At 47.3% G+C, this 25,228-nt stretch carries 27 protein-coding genes; 13 read left to right on the top strand and 14 right to left on the bottom strand.

Annotated features, from left to right (window positions below; translation table 11 throughout):
* Nucleotides 1–46: 46 nt before the first annotated feature.
* Nucleotides 47–1,252, top strand: coding sequence for a DUF1552 domain-containing protein (locus tag SPL68_RS07145; protein WP_323814413.1), 1,206 nt, complete (start codon nucleotides 47–49; stop codon nucleotides 1,250–1,252).
* Between the two features lie 178 nt (nucleotides 1,253–1,430).
* Nucleotides 1,431–1,985, top strand: coding sequence for a cytochrome b (locus SPL68_RS07140; protein WP_323814412.1), 555 nt, complete (start codon nucleotides 1,431–1,433; stop codon nucleotides 1,983–1,985).
* Between the two features lie 44 nt (nucleotides 1,986–2,029).
* Here SPL68_RS07140 and SPL68_RS07135 read toward each other — a convergent pair whose 3' ends face one another.
* The 3 genes from SPL68_RS07135 to SPL68_RS07125 form a co-directional block, all read right to left on the bottom strand.
* Nucleotides 2,030–3,289, bottom strand: a complete 1,260-nt coding sequence (locus SPL68_RS07135; RefSeq protein WP_323814411.1) for a valine--pyruvate transaminase — start codon at nucleotides 3,287–3,289, stop codon at nucleotides 2,030–2,032.
* Nucleotides 3,290–3,386: 97 nt separating this feature from the next.
* The gene (locus tag SPL68_RS07130) at nucleotides 3,387–3,752 is read right to left on the bottom strand and encodes a response regulator (protein ID WP_323814410.1); all 366 of its coding nucleotides are present in this window, start codon (nucleotides 3,750–3,752) and stop codon (nucleotides 3,387–3,389) included.
* Between the two features lie 109 nt (nucleotides 3,753–3,861).
* A complete protein-coding gene (locus tag SPL68_RS07125; protein WP_323814409.1) occupies nucleotides 3,862–5,130 on the bottom strand; it encodes a YihY family inner membrane protein in 1,269 nt (422 codons plus the stop codon).
* Nucleotides 5,131–5,213: 83 nt separating this feature from the next.
* On the opposite strand from SPL68_RS07125, the gene arsC reads away from it, so the two are divergent.
* The 4 genes from arsC to sppA all read left to right on the top strand — a co-directional run bounded on the left by arsC (nucleotide 5,214) and on the right by sppA (nucleotide 8,718).
* Nucleotides 5,214–5,561: an arsenate reductase (glutaredoxin) gene (gene arsC / locus SPL68_RS07120; RefSeq protein ID WP_323814408.1), complete on the top strand. Its 348-nt coding sequence runs from the start codon at nucleotides 5,214–5,216 to the stop codon at nucleotides 5,559–5,561.
* Between the two features lie 75 nt (nucleotides 5,562–5,636).
* Nucleotides 5,637–6,233 (top strand): NAD(P)H:quinone oxidoreductase, encoded by a 597-nt coding sequence (gene wrbA / locus SPL68_RS07115; RefSeq protein WP_323814407.1) that lies wholly within the window; start codon nucleotides 5,637–5,639, stop codon nucleotides 6,231–6,233.
* Between the two features lie 3 nt (nucleotides 6,234–6,236).
* Nucleotides 6,237–6,728, top strand: a complete 492-nt coding sequence (locus SPL68_RS07110) for a DUF2069 domain-containing protein (RefSeq protein ID WP_323814406.1) — start codon at nucleotides 6,237–6,239, stop codon at nucleotides 6,726–6,728.
* A gap of 67 nt (nucleotides 6,729–6,795) precedes the next feature.
* Nucleotides 6,796–8,718 (top strand): signal peptide peptidase SppA, encoded by a 1,923-nt coding sequence (gene sppA / locus SPL68_RS07105; protein ID WP_323814405.1) that lies wholly within the window; start codon nucleotides 6,796–6,798, stop codon nucleotides 8,716–8,718.
* A 40-nt stretch (nucleotides 8,719–8,758) separates the two neighbouring features.
* Here sppA and SPL68_RS07100 read toward each other — a convergent pair whose 3' ends face one another.
* Nucleotides 8,759–10,708, bottom strand: a complete 1,950-nt coding sequence (locus SPL68_RS07100; RefSeq protein WP_323814953.1) for a PQQ-dependent sugar dehydrogenase — start codon at nucleotides 10,706–10,708, stop codon at nucleotides 8,759–8,761.
* Nucleotides 10,709–10,733: 25 nt separating this feature from the next.
* Here SPL68_RS07100 and SPL68_RS07095 point away from each other — a divergent pair, with 25 nt between their 5' ends.
* Nucleotides 10,734–11,135 carry a hypothetical protein gene (locus SPL68_RS07095; protein ID WP_323814404.1) on the top strand — a complete coding sequence of 134 codons (402 nt, stop codon included), beginning with the start codon at nucleotides 10,734–10,736 and terminating at the stop codon, nucleotides 11,133–11,135.
* 33 nt (nucleotides 11,136–11,168) lie between these two features.
* On the opposite strand, the gene SPL68_RS07090 is transcribed toward SPL68_RS07095, so the two are convergent.
* The 6 genes from SPL68_RS07090 to SPL68_RS07065 all read right to left on the bottom strand — a co-directional run bounded on the left by SPL68_RS07090 (nucleotide 11,169) and on the right by SPL68_RS07065 (nucleotide 18,604).
* Nucleotides 11,169–11,729, bottom strand: a complete 561-nt coding sequence (locus tag SPL68_RS07090) for a gluconate 2-dehydrogenase subunit 3 family protein (protein WP_323814403.1) — start codon at nucleotides 11,727–11,729, stop codon at nucleotides 11,169–11,171.
* On the bottom strand, nucleotides 11,726–13,417 hold the full coding sequence (locus tag SPL68_RS07085; protein ID WP_323814402.1) for a GMC family oxidoreductase: 1,692 nt from the start codon (nucleotides 13,415–13,417) through the stop codon (nucleotides 11,726–11,728). Before SPL68_RS07085 ends, SPL68_RS07090 begins: the two co-directional genes overlap by 4 nt.
* 36 nt (nucleotides 13,418–13,453) lie before the next feature.
* Nucleotides 13,454–14,362, bottom strand: a complete 909-nt coding sequence (locus tag SPL68_RS07080; RefSeq protein ID WP_323814401.1) for a hydroxypyruvate isomerase family protein — start codon at nucleotides 14,360–14,362, stop codon at nucleotides 13,454–13,456.
* 259 nt (nucleotides 14,363–14,621) lie between these two features.
* Nucleotides 14,622–16,403, bottom strand: coding sequence for a glycoside hydrolase family 9 protein (locus SPL68_RS07075; RefSeq protein ID WP_323814400.1), 1,782 nt, complete (start codon nucleotides 16,401–16,403; stop codon nucleotides 14,622–14,624).
* Nucleotides 16,404–16,466: 63 nt separating this feature from the next.
* Nucleotides 16,467–17,180 (bottom strand): DnaA regulatory inactivator Hda, encoded by a 714-nt coding sequence (gene hda, locus SPL68_RS07070; protein ID WP_323814399.1) that lies wholly within the window; start codon nucleotides 17,178–17,180, stop codon nucleotides 16,467–16,469.
* A 5-nt stretch (nucleotides 17,181–17,185) separates the two neighbouring features.
* A complete protein-coding gene (locus tag SPL68_RS07065; protein ID WP_323814398.1) occupies nucleotides 17,186–18,604 on the bottom strand; it encodes a DUF2066 domain-containing protein in 1,419 nt (472 codons plus the stop codon).
* Nucleotides 18,605–18,620: 16 nt separating this feature from the next.
* Between SPL68_RS07065 and SPL68_RS07060 the strand changes: the two genes are divergently transcribed.
* From SPL68_RS07060 to SPL68_RS07040, 5 genes are all read left to right on the top strand, one after another.
* Nucleotides 18,621–18,749 carry a hypothetical protein gene (locus SPL68_RS07060; protein ID WP_323814397.1) on the top strand — a complete coding sequence of 43 codons (129 nt, stop codon included), beginning with the start codon at nucleotides 18,621–18,623 and terminating at the stop codon, nucleotides 18,747–18,749.
* A gap of 104 nt (nucleotides 18,750–18,853) precedes the next feature.
* A complete protein-coding gene (gene purM / locus SPL68_RS07055; protein WP_323814396.1) occupies nucleotides 18,854–19,909 on the top strand; it encodes a phosphoribosylformylglycinamidine cyclo-ligase in 1,056 nt (351 codons plus the stop codon).
* Nucleotides 19,910–19,913: 4 nt separating this feature from the next.
* Nucleotides 19,914–20,585, top strand: a complete 672-nt coding sequence (purN, locus tag SPL68_RS07050; RefSeq protein ID WP_323814395.1) for a phosphoribosylglycinamide formyltransferase — start codon at nucleotides 19,914–19,916, stop codon at nucleotides 20,583–20,585.
* 11 nt (nucleotides 20,586–20,596) lie between these two features.
* Nucleotides 20,597–21,325, top strand: a complete 729-nt coding sequence (locus SPL68_RS07045) for a DUF3108 domain-containing protein (RefSeq protein WP_323814394.1) — start codon at nucleotides 20,597–20,599, stop codon at nucleotides 21,323–21,325.
* A 66-nt stretch (nucleotides 21,326–21,391) separates the two neighbouring features.
* Complete coding sequence (locus tag SPL68_RS07040; protein ID WP_323814393.1) at nucleotides 21,392–21,874, top strand: FKBP-type peptidyl-prolyl cis-trans isomerase; 483 nt, start codon at nucleotides 21,392–21,394, stop codon at nucleotides 21,872–21,874.
* 84 nt (nucleotides 21,875–21,958) lie between these two features.
* Here SPL68_RS07040 and SPL68_RS07035 read toward each other — a convergent pair whose 3' ends face one another.
* From SPL68_RS07035 to SPL68_RS07020, 4 genes are all read right to left on the bottom strand, one after another.
* Complete coding sequence (locus SPL68_RS07035) at nucleotides 21,959–22,144, bottom strand: hypothetical protein (protein WP_323814392.1); 186 nt, start codon at nucleotides 22,142–22,144, stop codon at nucleotides 21,959–21,961.
* A 33-nt stretch (nucleotides 22,145–22,177) separates the two neighbouring features.
* The gene (locus tag SPL68_RS07030; RefSeq protein ID WP_323814391.1) at nucleotides 22,178–23,404 is read right to left on the bottom strand and encodes a BaiN/RdsA family NAD(P)/FAD-dependent oxidoreductase; all 1,227 of its coding nucleotides are present in this window, start codon (nucleotides 23,402–23,404) and stop codon (nucleotides 22,178–22,180) included.
* 66 nt (nucleotides 23,405–23,470) lie between these two features.
* Nucleotides 23,471–24,040, bottom strand: coding sequence for a dCTP deaminase (dcd, locus tag SPL68_RS07025; RefSeq protein ID WP_323814390.1), 570 nt, complete (start codon nucleotides 24,038–24,040; stop codon nucleotides 23,471–23,473).
* A gap of 94 nt (nucleotides 24,041–24,134) precedes the next feature.
* Nucleotides 24,135–24,587, bottom strand: a complete 453-nt coding sequence (locus SPL68_RS07020; RefSeq protein ID WP_323814389.1) for a MerR family DNA-binding protein — start codon at nucleotides 24,585–24,587, stop codon at nucleotides 24,135–24,137.
* A gap of 301 nt (nucleotides 24,588–24,888) precedes the next feature.
* On the opposite strand from SPL68_RS07020, the gene SPL68_RS07015 reads away from it, so the two are divergent.
* Nucleotides 24,889–25,116 carry a 4-diphosphocytidyl-2C-methyl-D-erythritol kinase gene (locus SPL68_RS07015; RefSeq protein WP_323814388.1) on the top strand — a complete coding sequence of 76 codons (228 nt, stop codon included), beginning with the start codon at nucleotides 24,889–24,891 and terminating at the stop codon, nucleotides 25,114–25,116.
* Nucleotides 25,117–25,228 lie beyond the last annotated feature (112 nt).

Here is a 25,228-nt window from a genome sequence, read left to right as displayed (position 1 = left end):
GCGCCCCGCTCTCCCTCGCCTTGTTAACGAATTGGAGTAAATAAAAATGAGATATAGAGACTGCTTCGATAAAGAGCGCAGAGACTTTCTGCGCATCGTACAGCGCGCCGGTATTTCCGCTGGTTTGCTACAAGCCTCCAGCCTGATTGGCGGCGTGATGCTCGCGCGCGTTGCAGAAGCGCAAAGTGGCGGCACCCCAACCAAGAGCTGCCTGATCTTCTCCGGCGGCGGTTGCCAGCCTGCGCGCTGGTACCCAACGGGCGGTGTTTTCCCTGAGCAATCTGCACCGCTGCAAACCCATTACAGCAAAATTGCGGTCATGAAAAACGCTTCGCTCACTGGCGCCGGCCACGGCATCATGTTCCACCGTTTCGACAACGCCAGCTTCTCACGCGACAGTTTCGACGTGAACATGGGTCGCACCATTGGCGCGAACTATCCGGTGAAATACCTAAACGTGGGCACCACCGAAGAATCGCAATTGAGCCGTGAAGGCAGCTCCAGCAAGCCCACTATCACCAGCCCACAAACGGCATTGGATATTCTGTTTGCAGGCGGCGGTGGCACCACTACCAGCGGTACCGCACCACGCCAATCCATTGTTGATCTGCACTACCCGGCGGTAAACAGTTTGAAAACCAAGCTGGGTGCGCACGAGAAAGAAAAACTGGACAGCCACTTCAACGCTATTCAAGAAATTGAAGCGGCGATTGGCTCTGGTAGTGGCGGCGGAAGTGGCGGCTCATGCCCAAGACCAGCCAGCACCGCCGTCACCGGCTTTGACTCGCTGGCAAAATTACAGACCGACATCGCCGTACTGGCGCTGAACTGTAATTTGACCGCATCTGTGTCGATTGCCTTTGGTTCCGATGCGCACAACCACATCTTTGATGCACTGGGCGGCCGCTCATCGCACCAATCGCACCACTTCAACCAAGCGCAATACAGCGAAGACATCGCCTACATGCAGAGTTTGACCAAGAACGTTTTGGATAAACTCAGCGCACAGGGTCTGCTGAGTTCGACCACCGTGTTCCAGATGTCAGACATGGGCTTGGCCGATGCACACGGCAATGACGACGTACCTATGATCCTCGCAGGTGCAGGTATTGTCGGCGGTCAAACGCTGGATATCGGCAAAAAAACCCAAGCCGATATCTTCCACACCCTGGCGTTGAAAATGCGTGCCGATCAAAGCCCGAACAGCACCGCTTACCGTAACTGGGGTGGGTCGATTGTGGCTGGTTTGTAAGGCTGTAGTTTGTAAGGCCTGTGTTTTGTAGACCGAGTCTCGCCCTGCGCCACCAGAGAGTGATTTTCTGGTGCCGCAGGGCGATTTCTTTTATATTCCCGCTGCATTTTTTTGTGAGTCTGATTCAATTATTTTACGAAAAAACCGATTAGCCCTATAACAATAACGAGAGACAATTATGATTCGAGATTCCCGTCATCACTTCGGTATCGTCAGCATCATCTTCCATTGGCTGAGCGCCGGATTAACCCTGTTTTTATTTGGAGTGGGTTTTTATCTGACCAGTTATGGTTATTACTCACCTGACTATTTGAAAATCGCCCATCTGCATTACGCGCTGGGAATGATTTTATTTGGCTTGATAGTTATTCGATTGCTGTGGCGACTAAGCAGCAAAACACCTGCAACTTTGGTCGATTCCCGCTCTGCAAAAATCGGGATCGCATTCAGTAAGTTTGTGCTTTACGTGGCACTGTTTGCGATTTTAATCAGCGGATATTTGATTTGTACTGCCGAAGGTCAATCTATTAACGTGTTTGATTTATTTCAGGTCCCAGCCGTTGTAACACTGGAAAATGAACAACTTAATTTGGCAGGTTTATCCCATAAGTACATTGCATGGGGATTAATGGCGTTAGTGATAATTCATGCCGGAGCTGCTCTGGTGCATCACTTTTTCAAACGCGATCGCACCTTGGTACGCATGCTAAAACCCGGCAGTCAGTCTCAATAAACAACTCCTATACACAACCTCAATAATTTTTTCATCTGCGCAGATTATTGCTTCGCGCTGTAAATACGTTTTACTTCATCGGCAATAATCTGTGCGCCCTTCTCCACCACGCTGGCATCCTGACAATAGGTCACACGAATACATTCGTGTGCATGTTGCCAATCTTCCTGCAACCCAGGGAAAAAGTGATGCCCGGACACAACCAATACGCCGCGCGCTTTTAAGCGCTGATAAAGTTCTTCACTGCTGATGGGCAAATCTTTAAACCACAACCACAAAAAGATAGCGCCCTCGGGTTTGTGAATATAACAAGGCAGATCACCAAGCTGTTGCTTAAACGCCGCAACAGCATGTTCCATACGGTCGCGATAAAAAGGCGCAACAACTTCGCGGCTCAGCTGCAAAATTCTTCCATCCGCCAATAAATGCCGCGCGAGAGCCGGGCCAAAATTTCCCGTTGCCAAACTTAAAATGGTATTGGCTTTTGCAAAGGCGCTAATTACATCGGGGTTAGCAATCACAATACCGGTGCGCGCGCCGGGCAATCCCAATTTAGACAAACTAAGCACCAAAATTGTGTTGTCATTCCAGTGAGGTTCGGCATCGGCAAAAATAATATTGGGGAAAGGTGTTCCGTAGGCGCCATCGACAATAAACGGCACGCGATGCTCGCGCGCCAATTCATCCAGTTTTGATAACTCATCATCGCTAATGACATTGCCGGTAGGATTAGTCGGGCGCGACACACAGAGCGCACCGGTTTCAGCGGTGATCTTGAGCTGCGAAAAATCCACGTGGTATTTAAAAAATCCGTCGGGCAGCATTTCAATACTTGGGCGAGTCGAGGTAAAAAAATCGTCGCTAATGCCCAAGTCGCTGTACCCCAAATACTCCGGCGTCAGCGGTAGCTGGATGCGTTTTTTGGAGCCGTCTGGATAATCGCCCGCAAACAAATTGAACAGCACAAAAAATGCTGACTGGCTGCCGTTGGAGAGCGCAATATTCGCGCGTGAAATTGGCCATTGATATTCTTGTTGCAGCAAATTGGCGATAGCATCAAGCAAGTCCGCATCACCCTGTGGCGGCTGGTAAACACCCAATAACTGCTGCGTTTCCTGCGCATCCGCGAGAGTTTCGCGCAAGGCCGTTTCAAATGCCTGCTCCATTGCTGGAATCCGCGCCGGGTTACCGCCGCCCATAAAAATCATATCGGGATTCACCCGCAGCGCTTCGCCCAAATCATCCATCAAAGTGACAATGCCGGCATCAGTACAGAGTTTTTGGCCAAAGCGGGAGAATTGCATAGGAACGATCCAAATAATAAAAATAAAAAGCCGGCATTCATTAATGAGCCGGCATTTTAGTTACTGAAAGGTAAAAGACGAAAGAATTAAAAAGGAATTAAATAAGCCCGAATTTGCGCAGGGTTGCAGCCAGTTTTTCCGGGTTAACCGGCTTTTGAATAAAGTCGAGCGCGCCCAATTGGGTGACACGCGCATGGGCTGCGGGTTGAATATCGCCAGAAATCACAATGATTAGCGCATCAAGCCCTTCGGATTTGACAGTTTCCAATACCTGGTAGCCATCTACATCAGGCATAGTCAGGTCGAGAAACACCATCTCGCCCTTGCCTTCACGGATTGCCTGTAAGCCTTCGGCGCCATTGGTCGCAAAGGTGATATCCACCTCCCAGCCTTCTGGTAAAGAGCGCGCAACCTGCTTGCGCGCCATCATGGAGTCATCACAAATCAACAGAGGTGTCGCCATGGAATAAAAGTTTCTTGTTGGTAAATGGATTGTTTGGAACGAGTCAATGATCGTGAGTATAGTCAGGGATCGACCTTCACTGCGAGTTTTTACCCAGCTTTTCCTTGGCTCAGATGTTCGCCATAGGAATAGATGAGTTGATTTGCGACGAAAAAAGCTCAGCCACACTGATCGCCAACAGCTGCTCTTTGCTGGCATCGACATTGCCCAAAATACGCAAAGCCTCACCTCCCCAAGGTAATTCGCTGATTTCTTCCTGATCCTCTGGTAACTGACGTTGCAACTGCAATATATCGCTCAACTGCTGCAAACTGAGCAGGTGCAGATTCTGACTAAGCAGATAGTCGCCTTGGTAATTAGTAGTAATCACACCATTTTTAGCCAAGGCATCGCGAATTCGCAGCCATTGCTCCGCCGCCAACCCCTGCAACAAATCACGCTCTGCTACTGCATCACCCTTTTCAGAAGCGCGATAACAACGCCAGAGCACCATCAAGCTGGCGAACAGGTCGGGATAATTGCGGTCGCGCAGGACTATTTGATGCGCGCCAATCGTATGTACAAATACCGCCCCTCCGAGGATCACCGTCCAAATCAAATTCACCCACAGCAGAAACAATGGAACTGCAGCAAAAGCGCCATAAATCAACGAAAAAGCTGAATGGCCGACAATCCACCCAAATGCCGCTTTTAGCCCTTGAAAGCCAATAGTGGTCACAAGTCCGCCGATCATGGCATGCCTGACCGATACCTTGCAGTTAGGTACTGCGACAAATAACAACGTAAATGCCGCCCAAGTGAGCAACCAGGGTGCGAATTGCAATACCCACTCAAAAAATCCAAGGCTATCGTAAGCCCCCACTATTAACCGAAATGAGGCGAGATAAGTGCTCATCCCCAGCGCGGCGCCCAATAGTAATGGCCCCAAACTCAGAATCGCCCAGTAGAGTAAAAAGTTGCCCACACCGCGCCGGCCGCGCGCTACACCCCAAATGCTATTAAAGTTTTGCTCGATATTTTTGAGCATTAAATAGGCCGACACCAACAAAAATGCCAAGCCAAATACCGTCAGTTGTCTCGCTTGGGTTGAAAACTCAGTTAGATATCTACTTAGATCTTGCTCACTATTTGGCAGGAATTGATGAAATAACACGGTTTGGAGTTCACTGCCCAGGTTCTGAAAGGCAGGAATAATCGAAAACATTGAATAGGTCACTGTCATCATAGGTACAGTGGCAAACAGGGTGACATAGGTCAGCGAGGCAGCGCTCTTTTGACAGGATTTAGCTTGATACTGGCGCACCATCAAGCAAAAAAAGCCAAGCATCCAGCGATATTTTTGCTGTGCAAGTTCAATCAGCGAGGGAGACAGCGGCATAACGTTAAATCCTTAAACCAAGTCGGGGCGCAGCCGTTATAATCTGCGTCGCACCTAAAAATAGACGTTATCAAGAGACAATTATGGTCACACTCTATCACAACCCCCGCTGTTCAAAATCGCGTGATGCGCTGGCGCTACTGCGTGAACATGGGCAAGAACCCGAGATTATTCTCTATTTGGAAACACCGCCCAATGCCAAAACCTTGAAGGCATTGCTGGATAAATTGGGAATCGGCGCACGTGATTTATTGCGTAAAGGCGAAGATGCCTATAAAGAATTGGGATTGGCAGATACCTCATTAAGCGAATCCGCATTAATTAAAGCGATGGTGGAAAATCCAAAATTGATCGAGCGCCCAATTGCTATTCATGGCGATAAAGCCATCATCGGCCGCCCGCCAGAAAATGTTTTGCAGATTATCAAGTAAGTTAATCGTCACAGATGAGCACACGAGACCGTCTGTGACGATTAACCCCCAAAGATTTTGACTAAAGATATTTTTATGACTTCTTACATTTTGATTTTGTACTACAGCCGTAACGGCTCCACATTTGAAATGGCAAAACAAATTGCCCGTGGCGTTGAGCTAGTAACAGGAATTGAAGCGCGCTTGCGCACTGTGCCTGCAGTATCCACGGTTATCGAAGCAAGCGAAGCAGCAATCCCTGACAGCGGCGCTCTGTATTGCAGCGAAGATGATCTAAAAAATTGCGCGGGTTTAATCCTCGGCAGCCCTACCCGTTTTGGCAACATGGCTGCGCCGATGAAATATTTTCTCGATGGCACCAGCGGCCTCTGGTTAAACGGCGATTTAATTAACAAACCCGCTGCAGTATTTACCTCCACTGCCAGTTTGCACGGAGGGCAAGAATCCACTCTGCTGAGCATGATGCTGCCGTTATTGCACCACGGTATGGTGATCGCAGGTATTCCTTATAGCGAAGCCAGTGTCAACACCACGCGCACCGGCGGCACGCCCTATGGTGCATCGCATCTCGCCAGCGGCGATACCCCAACCAAACTCAGCAACGATGAAATTGCGCTCTGCCAAGCGCTTGGCAAACGTGTTGCCACCTTCGCGCTGCAATTAAAAGGCTAAGATATGACTCAATCACCTGATCAACACAATTCACAAACTGACGCGCAAGAAGAGCAGCAAGAAAACCACAATCAAAAACCTAAAAAAGTAATTGTCATCACCGATGCAGACGCAATTGTTTTGAATAAAAAATTGCAGTTAGGGCAAAAGATTACACTTATCAGTTATTGCGGGCTGTTGTTTTTATTTACACTCTTAAACTTCACCAGCGACAACAGCAATGTTGTTCTTTGGCTATTCCAAATGTTTCCGCTGCTAATTTTTGCTCCGCTGCTGCGCAAACCAACACATCGCACTTACAGCTGGCTGTGTTTTGTTTCACTTATGTATTTTGTAGGCATTATTCCGCTGCTAATGGGCAGTTGGGCGTTTTCTTATTGGTTGATCACGCTATTGACCTGCAGCCTATTTATCGGCGCCATGATGTCCAGCCGCTGGTTGCAGTACTGGAATTATTATTTATCTACCAAATCTAAGGAGTCTCTGAAAAATTAACTTGTTTGCCCTGTAAACATTTTTCAGAGGTTCCCTAACAACTCATCATTTTAGGAAGGACGTTATTGTGTCGGTAAATCATTACGAACCACCTGTTGCTCCTAGCGCAGCTCAGGTGCCGCCCGTTACTTATCAAGCAGCGCCTAAAAAAACAGGCAAATGGAAGCGCTTTTTTAGCGGCATAGGCTCATCCATTACATGGTTGCGCAATTTGTTGATGAACCTTTTTTTCATTTTTTTACTACTCATGCTGTTGGTAGTAATAGGCTCCAGCGCACCACAACCGCTGCCAGAAAGTTTTGCACTGCGCGTTGCACCAACCGGTATTTTGGTTGATCAACGCAGCCACATAGACCCTGCAAGCTTGCTGCTATCTGATGAAGATCCGGAAGAAACTGAAACACTGGTAAGCGATCTAGTTGAAGCCATCAATAAAGCAGCCAAAGATAAACGTGTCACCATGCTGGTACTGGAACCCGGCCGTTTATTCGGCGGTGGCATTAGCAAGATGAATGACATCGGCCAAGCGCTGGAGAACTTCAAACGCGCCGACAAAAAAATCATCGCCGTCAGCGATAACTACTCGCAAGATCAATACTATCTCGCCAGTTTCGCCGACGAGATTTATCTGCACGAATTAGGTCTGGTTGAAATCACCGGCTATGACCGTTACATGAACTATTACAAATCCGCACTAGATAAACTCGGCGTTAATATTCATGCCTTCCGCTCAGGAAAATATAAAGATTATTTAGAACCTTACTTGCGCGATGACATGTCAGAAGAGTCGCGCGAACACAACGCGCAATGGATCAATGAACTCTGGGCAAACTACACCGACAAAATTGAAAGCCTGCGCCATTTGCCACCGGGTAGCATCAATGACTATGTGAACAATATAGATGCGCATATGGCACTCACCACCGGCGACAGTGCCAAATTGGCTTTGGAAAAAGCCTTGGTGGACAAACTTGCCTCGCGCCAACAAATGGAAAAAATGCTGATAGAAAAAGCAGGCTTAAATCAGGATGGCGATTGGTATAACGGTGTTGGGGTAAAATCTTACTTGGCGGACATCCGCAAACATCCTTCATTTGAAGCAGATAAAGTTGCCGTTTTGGTCGCATCGGGTTCCATCGTTGACGGACATCAACCCGACGGCAATATCGGCAGCGAAAGCATGCTCGAATTATTGCGTCAGGTTAAAGACGATAAAGCAGTAAAAGCACTGGTTATTCGCATCGACTCAGGTGGCGGCAGTGCATTTGCATCTGAAATTATTCGCTCGGAAATAATCGCGCTGCGCGAGAAAAAAATTCCGATATATATTTCCATGGGCACTGTGGCAGCATCCGGTGGATATTGGATTGCAACCGCGGGCGATAAAATTTGGGCACAACCAACCACCATCACCGGTTCTATTGGCGTGTTCGGCGCATTCCCGACGCTGGAAAATTCTCTGCAAAAAATTGGTATTAATACCGATGGCGTTGGCACCACAGAATTAGCAGGCAGCATGCGCCTTGATCGTCCACTCTCGGAAAAAGCCAGCAAAGTCATCCAAATGGGGGTCGACCACATTTATCAACGCTTTATCAATTTGGTTGCAGATGCACGCAAGCAAGATGTGAAAGCAATCGATGAAATCGCGCAGGGTCACGTATGGACCGGCAATAAAGCCAAAGAAATAGGTCTAGTTGACGAACTGGGTACGCTGCAAGATGTCATTATCGCCATCGCGCAAGAAGCCAACCTCAGCAGCTATAACGTAGAGTTTGTGCAGCGTCCGCTATCACCAAAAGAAGAGTTTTTGCGCTCGCTCACACAAGGGCAAGCAGGCATAGCCGCACCTACATCCCTACTCGCAAAATTCACCAGCTTAAGCATGCTGAACGATTTGGCACCAACACTAAAACCGCTGCACGATCTGAAACAATTAAATGACCCGCAAGGAATTTATGTGCAGTGCTTGGATTGTGTTGCACCTTAATTAAATCGTCACTTGCCAATAATGGAAATAACAGCATCCGTTATTGGCAAGTTTCTAAACTGGCAATCCAGCTTCTAACCAACTCTACACCTTCCTCATCCACCAAATGCGAACCAATAGGTGGCATTTGAAATTGATCGCGCACTTTCATTCTCTGCAGCAATACAGAAGCTTCTGGCTCACCCGCCGCCACGATTCGTGCATTAGTTATTCCCATATCGCCAGCAACTGGCTGCAGATCACATACATTCATTGCTGAAAGTGCAGTAGTAAAGCGCAAATCAATATTTACCGGCGTTGGCCCATCGGGGCGGTGACAGTTGCTGCAATTGCTATGCAAATAACTACGTGCACGTTGCGACACACTCGCAACCGTGTCGCTTTGTAAAAAAAGTGTTTGTGCTTTTTGATTGACTGAAATAGCTGAAGAAAACAAATTGATATGCGCAAGCGTATCCAACTGATTGGCTGTAATACCACTCGCGCCATATAGATATGAATTATTTAATTGCAGGGTTTCCAATCCCAACGCGAAGTTAGCGGCTTGTGTATGACAAACAAGGCATTGACCAGAAGTTGGATACTGCCAATGCACTCCATCAATTAATTTTTCTTTTCCATCACTGAGTAACACTGCATCTGTTTGGTCATCGCGCCACTCGTAACTAAACCCCTGCCAACCTAACTCACTGTGTGCAAACAATCTTGTCTCAATAAATTTATCACCCAATTTGAAATGCTTCATTAACACGCTGCCAACAGGAAATAAAAAATCCCCATCGCCAGCTAGTTCAATTTGCGTGTTATTGGGCAATGATAAATAGCGCTCTTTTTCAGCTGAGTCAGACCAGAAAGGCACTTGCACTGAGTAAGAAACCATTCCCGCTGCAGGTAATGTTGGATTGATAGAATTAACGCAACCGGTTTGTGATAAGTTTTCCGCCATTGTTCCCACTTGCAAACCACCGCCAGTCGCCTGCATTTTTACAATTTGGGAACCTGCACCGGATTGGCCAAGTGCATAGAGCTCACCCTGATTATCTTGCGCGAACGACACTATATTCGTTGGCACAGAGCCATGATTTTCCACATTAATTGATTCAGTATTAATGCGAGTAATTGATTGCATACTATTGACGCAGTAATCGGTAAAAAAATATTTCCCATACGCGGCAGGATATTGCGCACCGCGATACACATAACCGCCAATGACTGAACATATACCTGAATTATGACTAATCGACAACACTGGTTTGATTTTATTGGCAATAGAACAATTTGCTCGTCCGCTGTAACAGCCATCGCCCTCCATATCTCCCCAACCATAATTTCCGCCACGCACCACCAGATTAATTTCTTCCCACGCGTTCTGCCCTACATCCCCCACCCAAAGCTCATTGGTTACCCGATCAAAACCAAACCGCCAGGGATTACGTAAACCATAGGCCCAAATTTCTGGCGAGCCGCCACTGACTGAAAAGGGATTATCTTCTGGTATTGCGTAGCTGCGACCACTACTTGTGGAATTTACATCTATGCGTAAAATTTTTCCGAGTAAGTTGTTCGTGTTTTGGCCATTTTGCTGCGGATCGCCACCACTGCCACCATCGCCCGAGCTGATATATAAATAGCCGTCGCTGCCAAATGCCAGCGCACCACCATTATGATTTGAATAGGGCTGATTGAATCGCAGCAAAATATTTTCTGAATCACGATTGATCATTCCATTTTCATCAACAGAAAACCGCGCTATGCGCGATTCCAAACTATTGCTGCTATTGCGCCCGATGTAATTCAAATACACATAGCGATTGCTGGAAAATTGTGGATGGAACACCATTCCCAGCAACCCGGTTTCACCTCCTGAAAAATCTACACGGTCGTCAATATTCAAAACCTCATCCAGTGCATTTGCGGATGAAGTATTTTGAAAGCGCACTACTCTGCCGAGCTGCTGCGTTGCATACCAATAATTATCATCGCCTGGCACTTGAACCAAGTTTGTCGCATTAGCCATGTTGGGCAATGAAGGAAAAACGGCCTGCCAACTAATGGTCGTCGGCACACTAGAATTAACAGGAGCAGGCGCTATGCAGGTGGTGTTTGATGGCCGTTCAGCCACACCAGAAATACTATTGGAAAGCGATGATGATGTGGATGACGAAGAGGATGATACGGTTACTGCACTCGCAGAAGACTGCACCACTATGCTTGATGAAGTAGGCTTATTACCGCCCCCTCCGCCGCCCCCACAAGATGTAAGAAAGGTTAAAGAGATAATTAACAGAATTTTTCTTACGCAGATTTTCATGGCAATTATCTCTTGGTGCAACACCATTAAAGAAAAACCAACCGCCTCACTTAAATACAAACTCCCAATTATTGACTATTTAAATACAAATCGCCTAAACAAATAAGGGCGATCAATTGATCGCCCTTATGCATTTCTATTATTTAGTCGCCCACGCCCGATCACCCGGTTTATAGGCTAGCTCACCATCAAAACGGCCGGGTATAGGTGCGTGACGCAGCACTTGGGTTCCACCCTCTTTCGACGTAAAAAATCCAAATAACGTAAGTTGTTTGATCATAGTGAAATATTGGATATTTCCTTGCGTTGCTTGTGCATAAGCTTGTTGGTCAAGCTCACTCACAAATGCTTCGCGCTCGGCAGGTTGTAAATTCACAAATGAACGGCCGTAGGTTTTTTCACAGCGAGCTTCAAAATCGATTAGCCCTTGATGAAATACTGCTTGCTCTTGCTGCGTGTAGCAATCAGTCACGTAGACCGCCATAAACTCACCGACTTTTGCATCTTTTGCGCCGGGAGTCTCGGTGCGCGGCAAAATGGTTTCTGCAATTTCATCAAGCAGAACAATATTATCTGCTGAGAAAACGAGCGGCGCGTGTGATTGTGTCGCGCAACCACTCAATAAGGTTGCGGCAGCTCCACCAATCATCGCAGTGCCGGTTGTAGCAGTAATTAGTTTTAATAATTCGCGGCGATTCATGACAGATTCCCCTTTTTCAATTCTTTTACCGCGTGATCAACTGCGCGCGCCGTTAACGCCATATAAGTGAGCGATGGATTCACACAGGATGCCGAGGTCATGCAGGCACCATCGGTGACAAATACGTTAGGCGCATCCCACACCTGATTAAATTTATTCAGCACCGATGTTTTAGGATCATGCCCCATACGCGCAGTACCCATCTCATGAATACCCATACCCGGTGAGTAACCCCAATCAGCACCGTTTACATTTTTCAAACCTGCGGCTTCAAACATATCCACTGCGTCTTGCATCATATCTTTGCGCATGGCAAGTTCGTTTTCGCGAATTTCTACGTCCATCGCCAATACTGGCAAGCCCCATTTATCTTTTACTTTTTTGTCGAGATAAATTCGGTTGTCGTGGTGCGGCAACATCTCACCAAACGCAGTCATACCAATTGTCCATGCTCCCGGTTCAGCAAGTGCATTTTTTAAATTCGCGCCAATTCCCATCTCGGCCACATTTCTGTCCCAACCTTCACGACTAGCTGCACCTTGATAACCAAACCCGCGCAAGTAATTACGCTTTTCATCACCTAGGTTGCGGAAGCGCGGAATATAAAAACCTGCAGGGCGGCGGCCGTAGTAATACTTGTCTTCAAAGCCTTCCACTACACCACTCGCACCGACACGGAAATGGTGGTCCATTACGTTATGCCCCAATTCACCACTGCTGCTACCCAAACCTTCTGGCCAAATATCGGTAGCGGAATTCATTAGAATCCAGGTGGAGTTAAATGCAGATGCATTGAGGAAAACAACATTTGCAGTGAACTCGTAAGTTTGATTGGTTTCTGCATCGATGACTTCCACACCGCGCGCGCGTTTTTTATCTTTGTCGTAAAGCACTTGGCTTACGATTGAAAATGGTCGCAGCGTTAGATTGCCGGTTTTCATCGCCGCAGGCAGCGTAGATGATTGCGTACTGAAATAAGCCCCAAACGGGCAACCTAACCAACATTTATTGCGATATTGGCAATTCGCGCGCCCCTGCTCCGGTTTAGGTTCAGTGATATTTGCCATACGGCTGTTGATCATTAAACGTGATCCGCCATAAGCTTTTTTAATTCTTGCCGCTACATCTTTTTCTACACAATTTAATTCAATCGGCGGCATGAAGATTCCATCTGGAAGATGATCCAAACCCTCAAGCGAACCAGAAATTCCCGCAAAGCGCTCAACATAATCGTACCAAGGCGCCATATCTGCATAGCGAATCGGCCAATCAATTGCCACACCTTCTTTTATATTTGCCTCAAAATCACGCTGACTAAAGCGGTAACTTTGGCGCCCCCACAACAGTGAACGGCCACCTACGTGATAACCGCGATACCAATCAAAACGTTTCTTTTCAACGTACGGGCTTTCTTGTTCATTCGCCCACATGCCATTGGTTTCTTCATTCAAAACAAAATCGCGCTGCAACACCGGGTGATTGCGCTTCATTTCCTGTGTGGGGCGGCCGCGATGCGGATAATCCCACGGCTCTTTATGTGCGTTCACATAATCTTTAATGTGTTCAATATTGCGGCCACGCTCAAGCAACAATACTTTCAAACCTTTTTCTGTAAGTTCTTTAGCAGCCCAACCGCCGCTAATACCGGAGCCAACAACAATGGCGTCAAAGTGCTGAGTAGCAGACATAAAATACCTCTGGGATAAACAATCTTTTTATAGAAATTAAACGTCGCAGATGCGGATGGCCGCTTTCAGCGATTCAATTTTTTCGCTGTCCGTTGCGCGCTTCGGCATAAACTCTTGCGCAACATATCCTTTGAAGCCAGTTGCATGTATGGCACGAACAATTGCCGGATAATAGAGTTCCTGCGAATCATCAATTTCATTTCGCCCCGGAACTCCGGCGGTGTGGTAATGACCAAAATATTGATGATTATTTTGAATGGTGCGAATAATGTCGCCTTCGCTGATTTGCATGTGATAAATGTCGTACAACAATTTAAAATTTGGAGAATCCAAACGTTTGCAAAGTTCTATTCCCCAAGCTGAGTTGTCAGCAAAATAATCCGGGTGATCGACTTTGCTGTTGAACAATTCCATTTGCAGTACTACGCCACGTTTCTCTGCTTGAGCAAGGATTTTTTTCAACCCTTTGGTTGCATTTTTTAATCCTTCTTCTGGATCTTTTCCGCGCTTATTGCCACTAAAACAAATCAGGTTTTTATAGCCAGCGTCGCCCACCAAATCGATATGCTTGCGATAACTTTCAATTAGTGGCTTATGAAATTTTGCATCGCCCCATCCATCTTCCAGATTAAGCTCCGCGCCGTTGCACATGGATGAATCCACGTCGTGCTGCTTGAGAATATGCCACTCACTGGGGCCGACCAAATCAATTGCCGAGAACCCCAAGCGTTTCACTACAAGGGATAATTCTTCCAGCGATAAAAAATTAAATGTCCAGCGCGCAACCGAATGCTGAATATTGCCTTTGAGTGCGGTACCTGCTGAATCTATAGAAGTGAATGAGGATGAAGCGAGTTCGGCACCGAGTGCTGAAAGACTGGAAAGTCCTAATGCACTGGCAACCGCGCCGCGCATAAGATCGCGGCGATTAAACGAATTATTCATGACGGCTAACTCTATTTTTAAAATAATGTTTTAAGCAGTGGTAGAACGACTCTCTCCAAAGCCGATAATTAAGAGTAGTCCGCGCGTAAAAGCTTATCTATATGACCAACGGATCTTTACCCTTTCTGACATAACATGCAGAAAAGCGTAAAAATAGAGTAAACGCTTATCCTGCACTGCCCGATTTCAGGAATAGAAAAATGTTTTTTAGGAATAAAAAAGCCAGCACAAGGCTGGCCTGAACGAAGAGATGTAGGTTTTAGTTTTGCGGCGTTAACGCCATAAGCGCGGCCGAGACATATACCAGAGGTGCATTCCAATTAATCGCAATTTCATTACTGGCGTAACTGCAATAGTGATCCAAATAGGATTTAGCAGCGAGTGATGACGGATAGCCTACCGGACAATCATCTTGATCCTGCTGCCCCGGCTGTGGGCCACCAGAGATAAACCCTGGAATTGGCTGCGCAATACCATCTGCTTCCGATGGGCGATGATGCGGATGCAAAGTCGACTGCACACCAAAGCCAGTTACAAAAGAGATATCAACCGGATTGCGGCCGAGCACATAATCGAGCATGGATTGTGCAGCATCCAAATACTCGCGCTTGCCATTTAAGCGATAGCCTTGAATCAACATCATCGCCTGCCCCAATGCGACTGAATTACTGCCCCACTTAAAATCATTTTTCTGCATGGTGACGCGATAAGGTGATGCAGCCCATACCGATTGCAATTGTGCAGCAAGCTCATCAATCCGACGGGCAATTAATTGTTGATCTGCAACCGCAGTTAAATTATTGCGATGCTGCGCCAATGAAATCCAACCCAAGCCGCGCACATCGCTCCATGCCGGAACTGTAGCAGCAGTCTCTACAGGTTTTACTTCTGCGTAATAAGCATCTTTTCGAGTAGTGATATATAACTCGGCTGCAGCCCAACTGAATTCATCGGCTAAAAATTTATCGCCATACTCTCCGGTTTTTATATCGCTCGGTTGCTGATAAATCACGGCCGGATTTGCTTTTGCCCATTTCCATGCCGATTCAGCAGCAGCCAACATTTTGGCAGAAACGCTTGGCAGTTGTTTTTCATATTGAACCAATACGCGGCTCGCAGTTGCCATCACCGCAGCAAAATCGAGCGCTGCTGCGGTGGTTTTTTGCACCACATAGCGATCGGTAGTTGCCTGATGCGGCATCACAGTGCCATCGAAATTTTTGTTAGTGAGCTTGTGATAAACACCGCCATCATTGGGGTCTTGCATGGTCAGCATCCATTCTAAATTCCACATGACTTCATTGAGCAAATCTGGAATGGCATCGCCACTTTCAGGAATATTCAATGTTTGTGAATTAAACACCGCAGGAAAATGCTCATAAGCTGCAAGCAAGGTATAAGTAGAGATGCCAGAGTTGACGACATATTTATTGTAATCACCCGCGTCATACCAACCCTTAGGACTGCTGATGACACTACCAGCAGGACGCGCAGCGCTGGCTGCAGAGGGATGAATCAATACATGAGTATCAGGATGGCCAAGCGGGCGCGCAAAAATACCCGCATGCTCAGGCAATAATTCCGCGCTATTGCGATTGAAATAAAACGCCTTGATGCTTGCTGCGTTTAATTCCGCATAAACATCATTCCCGATCTGAAATGAAACTGAATCGATCACCCCATCAATTCGCACAAAATACTCACCGGGTGTTTTCACGCTGGAAAAATCGGCGCGCTTTACTCTCTCGTCGGATTCCGCCCAGTGAACTGCTTCGCTCAAGGTTGCACTATAAACCTCAACGCCACTTGCAGCATTAATGATGTGGAAACGCGTCGCGGGAACATCGGGAACAATTGCCCACTTGGCGGATGCAGGCATAAACCCCAACTGATTCAGTTTTATTTTTTCAGCAGAAACAGCGGTGATGTTATTGCCGTTTGTTTTATTAGTATTAGAAGGCTGCGCGCAGCCCGCTAAAAAGCCGGATACACAAATCAGTGCTAGTGCCGATACAAGGGAATGAGGAATAAATACAGCCATTGAGACTCTCCAGAGTGATTGTTATTAATTTAATGGAGAGTCTGGAGCCGAAAGAAAGCGAGATCAAATCGCTAATACTTTCTTTACAAAAGGAATAGTAAGTTTACGTTGTTCCGCTAAAGACGCATGATCAAGCCGCTGCAATTGCCAGAACAACTCGTTAGTGTCGCGCGGCAATCGCTGGGTAATGTACTGCGCAACTTCATCGCTCAACTCCAAACCACGAGCGCGAGCGCGCATTTGCAGCGCCTGTTGTTTATCTTCATCACTCAGGCTATGCACTTGATAGGTCAGCCCCCACTGCAAACGCGAGCGCAAGTCCTCTAGCGTCAATGCAAGCTCACGCGGGCTTTGCTCAGCCGCCATCAACAGGCGCTTGCCTTGATCACGCAATTGATTGTAGAGATTAAATATTGCCAACTCCCAATCGGGACGGCCGGCAATCGTCGGTAGACAATCAAGACAAACCAAATCGACCATTTCCAATCCGGCAAATAATTCATCCGGCGCATAGCCCACCAAATCGCGCAAGGGCAAATATTGCACTGACAAACCAGTGCTTTGCGCCTGATGGCAAGCCGCCTGCAACAGATGAGTCAAGCCGCAGCCAGGAGCGCCCCATAAATAGATGAAGGATTCCCCGCTGCCATCCAGTTGCGCACGCAGCCCCTGCACCACCATTGCATTGTGACTTTGGACAGGAGCGTAAAAATTATCGAAGGTAGCATCGTCATTCAGATTAACGCTGAGAGACAACTGCTGGGGCGAGCTGAGCATAGTTATTATTGCCACACGTACATCAAAGGGTTATCAACTGTGCCGCCGGCAATCGGCGCAACACTGGCTGAAATAGAATCCTCTACTGGCGCTTCCAATGCAGAATCGCTTGAGGTAACACCGGGAATTTGTTCATTCGCCAAAGCCCGATCAAGCTCGGCCATGGCTTCGGCATCAATGCCAGAGGTATCACCAGTCATTGGCATCTCACTCGCAATCACTGGTGCAGCCATTAAATCCGACTGTACTGGCGCCAATCTGCGCCCCAGCGCCAAGGTGTTCATCAACAGGCGCACATCACCTTCAGTCGTTACACGCACCAGCACACCATCGGCATTGACGCGAATTACTTCCATTCGCTGAACGATTGCCAAATCATCGATATACGCCTGAACCTGCTTGAAAGCGGCAAAATTGGTGATATTAGTGACACGCAATACAATCGCTTGCGGCCCTTGATTGGTCGGCATAATGGCGTATTGATTGGCAAAATAATCCGCCGCCTGATCAATTGCCGATACAAACAAACCTTTCACATCGGGGGTTTCATCGGTAAATACTTGCTGGTCATCAGCATGCAACAATTGCCAATCTGCCAACCAAGGGCCTTGTTCGACTGGTGCAGCTTCAGCCAATTCACCATCTGTCGACTGAGCGGTATCCGCTACAACAGCAGGCTCTGCGATAGCAGGGGCTGGCTCGGTTGAGACTCCGTCAGCTCCCATATCCATCACTTGCGCAGCAGGCAAAGGCCCCATAGATGATGGGGTGTAACGCCCCACCAATACGGCATCGACTTTATAGGAAAGCGAAGCTTCTTTGATTTTTTCCAGATTTAACGCCCACAAATCTTCAGCCGTTAACAGCGAACCCGCATCAGTTTTGGGGAAGCTGAGCGGCAATCCGCGATATTGCGCTTGCGACTGCATCGCCTGCAGATCAATGACCTCGGGCGCCATGCGCAGACCATTAACATCTTTCACTACCAACCACACCAGCACCTTGGGGCGAATCGCAGGCCAAAGCGGCAACTGGGATTCACGTAAAAGCTTTTCAATCGCTTGCGGTGCGTAATCCAACTGCACACCAACTGCGGGGACAGTTTTGCCCTCGACGGTGATTTTTTCGGAGGTGGATTTATAGCTAAAGCCAAATAGATAGTTCTGCGCCTTGGGACGCGCCGCTTTAATAGCAGGATGATCAAGTGCACTGCGCTGACCAGAAACCCGCACCACCAACTCCCCCAGAGTTGCACGAGCAGCGGCATTACGCTCACTCTCGGCCTGAGAAGTAACCAGCGCATCAGCGCGATAGATATCAACCTTTTGCCCTGCATTTGCGTCACTGGAAATAATAAATCCCAGCGATACAAACAAGGAAACCAAAAGGGATGAAGCCAGCGGACGGGAATGCAAAAATAGCAACAGGAATTACCTCTAAATGCAGTCAGCAACTCGTAAAGAAGGCGGCATTGTAACAGGCTTAATGAAAAACGCGGCAAATCCATTTAGGGAAGCATTCAACAAAAACAGCTTTCTGGCGACATCACCCACGCATCAAGCGGAATAACTTGTATCGCCGTCGCTCTTTAAACTGCAAGCCGCCACATAAGCTGTTAGAATGGCGGCCTTTTTTTGAACCAGTCCAATTGCCCGAGTTGCGAGCCCTTTCCTATGAGCCAAAACCAAACCCCTACCCCATCCCTTAGCTATAAAGATGCAGGCGTTGACATTGAAGCTGGCGATGCGCTGGTCGAACGTATCAAAAGTGTTGCTAAACGCACCCGTCGCCCCGAGGTAATGGCTGGCCTAGGCGGCTTTGCGGCGCTGTGCGAAATCCCCGAAGGCTATCGCCAACCAGTTTTAGTATCTGGCACTGACGGCGTAGGTACCAAATTGCGCTTGGCGATGAATCTGCAAAAACACGACACCATTGGTATCGATCTGGTTGCCATGTGCGTGAACGACTTGGTTGTTACCGGTGCCGAACCCTTGTTTTTCCTCGATTACTACGCCACCGGCAAACTGAATGTTGATGTTGCAGCTGCCGTTGTTGCCGGTATTGGCGATGGCTGCGAACAAGCCGGCTGCTCACTGGTTGGCGGTGAAACTGCCGAAATGCCAGGCATGTATGAAGGCGAAGATTACGATTTGGCCGGTTTTTGCACTGGCGTAGTTGAAAAATCCGAAATCATCGATGGCAGCAAAGTAAAAGAAGGCGACACGCTTATCGCCCTCACCTCCAGCGGCCCTCACTCCAACGGCTACTCACTGATCCGCAAGATCATCGAAGTCACCAATGCAGACTTGACTCAGGATTGCGGTGGCCGCCCACTGGCCGATGCGCTGATGGAGCCAACCCGCATCTATGTAAAATCAGTACTGAAGCTGATCAAAGAGTCGCAAGTAAATGCCATGGCGCACATCACTGGCGGCGGCTTGACCGAAAATATCCCACGCGTATTACCAGAAGGCTGCAAAGCGGTTATCGACACCAAGAGCTGGACTTTCCCACCCGCATTCCAGTGGCTGCAAAAAGGCGGCAACGTGGATATGCGCGAAATGTATCGCACCTTTAACTGCGGCGTAGGCATGGTAATCGCCATTCCAGCCAACGAAAAAGACAACGCACTGAACATTTTGCGCACTGCTGGCGAAAACGCTTTTGTCATTGGCTCTATTGCCAAAGCCTCTGGCGATGAACACCAAGTTGAGCTGCAAGGCCTCTAATCGCATGCCTACAAACGATGTAAATGCCTTGCGCGTTGTTGTTCTTATCTCCGGTAGCGGCAGCAACCTGCAAGCACTGATTGATGGTGTCGCTACTGGCGACCTACCAATAGAGATTGCCGCCGTTATCAGCAATCGCCCTGATGTTATGGGATTGACCCGCGCTGCAAATGCGAACATCCCCACAGTAGTTCTGGATCACAAAGGCTTCAGCAGTCGCGAAGCCTTTGATCAGGAGCTGATGCGGGTTATCGACACTTATAATCCCGACCTTGTTGTACTGGCTGGATTTATGCGCATTCTCACGCCAGAGTTTACTGAGCATTACTTGGGGCGGATGCTTAACATTCACCCCTCACTCCTCCCGAAGTATCAAGGGTTACACACTCACCAGCGCGCAATCGACGCCGGTGAGACTGAGCACGGCGTTACTGTTCACTTTGTCACTGCAGAACTGGATGGTGGCCCAGCCATAGCTCAGGCAGTCGTTCCTGTACTGCCAACTGATGATGCAAGCTTACTAGCCAAGAGAGTGCAGCGTCAGGAACACGTGATTTATCCCCTCGCTGTAAAATGGTTCGCACAGGGCGACCTAACCATGAAGGAAGGCAAAGCCGTGCTAAAAGGTGAAACTTTACCGGTGTGCGGGCATCAAATTAAGGCCAATGAGCCATAAAAGGAATCCCTATGCCTAGCTTCCGCACCATAGCACGATCTATCTCAACAATTTCTATCGCCGTATTTTGCACATCAACCGCAATAGCTGCCGAGGCACCACAAACCTTTGACAATGTATACAAGGCAAAACTTTACGGATTCAACATCACCGTTAATAATCGCCTAACCAAGACAGCCAATAATCAGTACGAGCTACTATTTAAAGCAGACTCCATGATCGGCAGCATCACCGAACTGAGCAAAATGCAGTGGAATCCATCGCAACAAACCATTAGCCCTCTGCACTACAGTTACGCCAGACGAGGGCTAGGCAAAGACCGCACTGCTGAACTGAGCTTTGACTGGAAAAACAAAAGCGTTACCAACAATGTGCAAAAAACCAGCTGGGAAATGGATATTGCACAAAAAGTACAGGACAAGGTCAGCTATCAAATCCAAATGCAGCAAGACCTGCTCAATGGACACAAAAATTTCGCCTATCAAATTGCCGATGGCGGTCGCTTAAAAGAGTACAAATTCTCCATAGTCGGCGAAGAAATACTGGAAACACCACTAGGTAAAGTAAACACCATTAAGGTTAAACGCAGCCGCGATAACGATGATCGCGTCACCTACGCTTGGCTCGCCAAAAATTGGAATTATTTAATAGTTCGCCTGCAACAAGAAGAAAAAGGCGATGCATATACTATTTACATCCACAAAGCGACAATTGATGGCAAAACCATCGACAAGTTTTAATCTTTCACAATTAAAACGCCTCAATCACTTTTATTCGAATCGATTCACCAACTCAAAAGGCTAACTATGAACATCTCTGATAACTGCGTTGCAAGCTTTCATTACACGTTGACCGATGGCTCCGGCAAAGTGCTCGATTCATCTGAGGGTCACGAGCCACTCGCTTATTTGCACGGCGCAGGCAACATCGTTCCCGGCCTTGAAGATGCACTGGCAGGCAAAACTGTTGGCGACAAATTGAACGTCGCTGTAAAAGCATCAGAAGCTTACGGCTTGCGAGATGACAATCTGGTACAAGAACTGCCATCCAACATGTTCTCTGGTATCGACAAAATTGAAGTAGGCATGGAGTTCCACGCAGAAACCGAACAGGGCCTGCAAGTAGTGACAGTAACCAAAGTAGAAGGCGATCAAGTAACCATCGACGGCAACCACCCATTGGCCGGTGTTGATCTGAATTTCGACGTAGAAATTACTGAGGTGCGCGCAGCAACTGAAGAAGAGCTGAGCCACGGCCATGCTCACGGCGCTGGCGGTCACCACCACTAATTCCCCACCACCAAGCTTGCCCCAAAAGCAAAAAGGCCCCTCTTGCTTCAACTCAAGAGAGGCCTTTTTATTTCAAATACATAATCATTTTAATTCGACTTTTTGCTCACCACAGCGACTACATTTATAAATCGTTACAAGCTTACCCTGCTTTACATCAAACTGTTTTTCCTTCACCACTTCCCATTTATGAAATCCGCTTCGGCACAAGCTTTTACCTTTGTGTTTTTCAAATGGACTCGGTCTTTTAAATTGAATGACATCACCCACAGCTAATCCTCTCGATACACAACACACGCAAAACTATGCATAAGTACCAGCCGCCACACCCGATGCCCAAGCCCACTGAAAATTAAATCCACCCAAGTGCCCGGTAACATCAACCACTTCACCCACAAAAAATAATCCCGCCTGCGTTTTAGCTTCCATAGTTTTAGAGGAGAGATGATTCGTATCCACCCCACCTAGCGTCACTTCAGCAGTGCGATAACCTTCAGTTCCAGCAGGCATAATTTTCCATTCGTGAAACTGAGCAGCAATTGCCTGAATTTCTTTTATCGAATATTGATTTAGTGGTCGATTGCCATTCCACTGCTCACCCCAGTGATCACACAGACATTGCGCGATATTTTTTGTCAGCAGCTCACCAATAATAGTGGTCAACAACACTTTGGGGCGCATCTTTTGCTGCTCAGATAAAACATCCACAAGATTTACCTGTGGCAATAGATCGATTTGCAACTCCTGCCCGGGGTGCCAGTAAGACGAAATCTGCAGCATCGCCGGCCCACTCAATCCACGATGAGTAAATAGCATAGCTTCAGCAAAACTCATATTGCCGCCAGCCGTCTCACAGCTCACGCGCACATCAAGCGCACTGCCCACGCAAGGCTTAAAAACCTCTAACTGTGCTGGCGACAAGGTAAAAGGTACCAAACCAGCTGAACGGGCTTTAAGTGGCAGACCAAACTGCTCGGCAAGCTCATAACCTATACCTGTAGCACCCATAGTGGGAATAGAGAGCCCACCAGTAGCAATCACCAGCGACTCACAATAAATCGTACCCTGCGAAGCTTTGACTTTATAGCGCATCGGCAAATCAGACTCCGCCAATGCAGTGACCTGCTCTATATCACAGAGAGTATGAATATCCGCCCCCGCTTGCGCACACTCGTCCAGCAGCATGGTCAAAATATCTTGCGCTTTATTGTCGCAAAATAATTGCCCAAGCTTTTTTTCGTGATAAGAAATTTGATGTTTTTGCACCAGCGCAATGAAATCCCATTGGGTGTAACGCGCAAGTGCAGATTTACAGAAATGAGAATTGTCGGAGAGATAGTTTTTGGGGAGCACATCCATGTTGGTGAAGTTGCAGCGCCCACCACCAGACATCAGAATTTTTTTGCCAACTTTGTTGGCATGATCAACAACCACTACAGCGCGGCCACGCTGCCCAGCTGTGGCCGCACACATCAAACCTGCCGCCCCCGCACCAATAATTAATACCTGTGTTTGCGAGGGTAATGCCATAAATTTGAGCACCGCAGTTCGGTGCATGGCACCTACAAAAAATATCTTTTGAAAGTAAGGTCGAAATTAAGTACGAGGCAGAGTCACACCACGCTGCCCCTGATACTTCCCACCCCGATCCCTATAAGAAGTTTCGCAAATCTCATCTGATTCAAAAAACAGCATCTGCGCAACACCTTCATTAGCATAAATTTTTGCAGGGAGCGGTGTTGTATTGGAAAACTCCAGAGTCACGTGTCCTTCCCATTCCGGTTCCAGCGGCGTCACATTAACAATAATGCCACAACGAGCGTAGGTGGATTTACCGAGACAAACAGTCAAAATATTGCGCGGAATGCGGAAATACTCAACGGTACGTGCAAGCGCAAAAGAGTTAGGCGGGATAATACAAACGTCACTTTTTACATCAACAAAACTTTTTTCATCAAAGTTTTTAGGGTCTACAACAGTAGAGTGAATGTTAGTAAAAATCTTAAATTCATCAGCACAACGAACATCATAACCATAGCTGGATGTACCGTAAGACACTATGCGCTGACCTGCAGCATCATAGCGAATTTGACCCGGCTCAAAGGGCTCGATCATTCCATGCTCTTCGGCCATACGGCGCATCCATTTATCGGATTTGATGCTCATAACTGCTCCAATTACAAATAATTAATCGGCGCGCATCATAGCCTTTTTCAAGCAGAAAAACACCGATTCAAGACCGAATGCCACCACCAACCCGCTATTCAGTTGGTGCATCCACCAATGTAAAAGCCATCGCTGGAAGTCGCTTGTTTGCCGGAGATTCCACTATCGAAAGCTGATTGATAATCGCACAATCGCTAGTGTCATCCCCTGCACACTCATTTGCCATGTCCACTAAAGTTTCACGCATAGCTTGCAGTACTACCAATTGTTGATCTACTTGCGCAATTTTTTCACTCACCAACGCTTTGACCTGAATACAGCGACGCTGCTGGTTCGCATACAACGCCAATAATTCGCGACACTCATCAATTCCAAATCCCACCGCTCGTGCTCGCTGCAAGAAGCGCAACTGCATAACATCATCCGACGAATAGACCCGATAATCATTCCCTTCTTGACGCCCGGGCACCACCAAACCGATTTCTTCGTAATACCGAATCGTTTTGTTGGATAAACCGCAAGCCTGAGCAGCCTGGCCAATATTCATGTTCATTTCTCCATTTAGCGATAAATCTATATTTGCAAGTAAACCTTACAGTAACAGAAAGGGTGGCCAAATTTGGGGATAAAACAATCGCTGATCCGATCAAAAATGATCCAAAAAACACCAAAAATCAATAAAAAATCTTACTTTACATAGCCAATATAAAGATTAATCCGCAAAAATGGTAAAATATAGTTTTATGATTTCCCTTAAAAATCAAAGCATTATAAATAGTAGTTGACAAACAAAATTAGAAAATCAGAATAACCGAACTCAAGCCCTACGTGCAAACTCAGGATAAGCCATGGAATACCTCGATATAAATCACCCGGAATGGCAAAAGATGTGGGATGAGCTGGCCAGCTACCGCATAAATTCTGGCGACGCCTTATGTATTAATGAAGGGCATTGTTGGGAGTACATGGGCTCAACAACAAACCACCACCACTTGCGCCACAACTGCCACCCTCTTACAAATAAAACAGAGTACATTTATATAGAGCGTGCAGGCGCTGCATTGCGCTGGGCATAATCGTTTCAAAGCCAAATCGGACAACTGCACTAAACAATCGATTTTATATAAGCGTCACATTCCTTCGCTAAGCTAATTCAATCCCAGATAATTCCTGCCACTTTCACGATAA

The sequence above is a fragment of the Cellvibrio chitinivorans genome, assembly GCF_035117775.1.
GTDB lineage: Bacteria > Pseudomonadota > Gammaproteobacteria > Pseudomonadales > Cellvibrionaceae > Cellvibrio > Cellvibrio chitinivorans.
The sequence above is the reverse complement of the archived record's forward strand: the minus strand, read 5'-3'. Positions and strand labels throughout refer to the sequence as shown.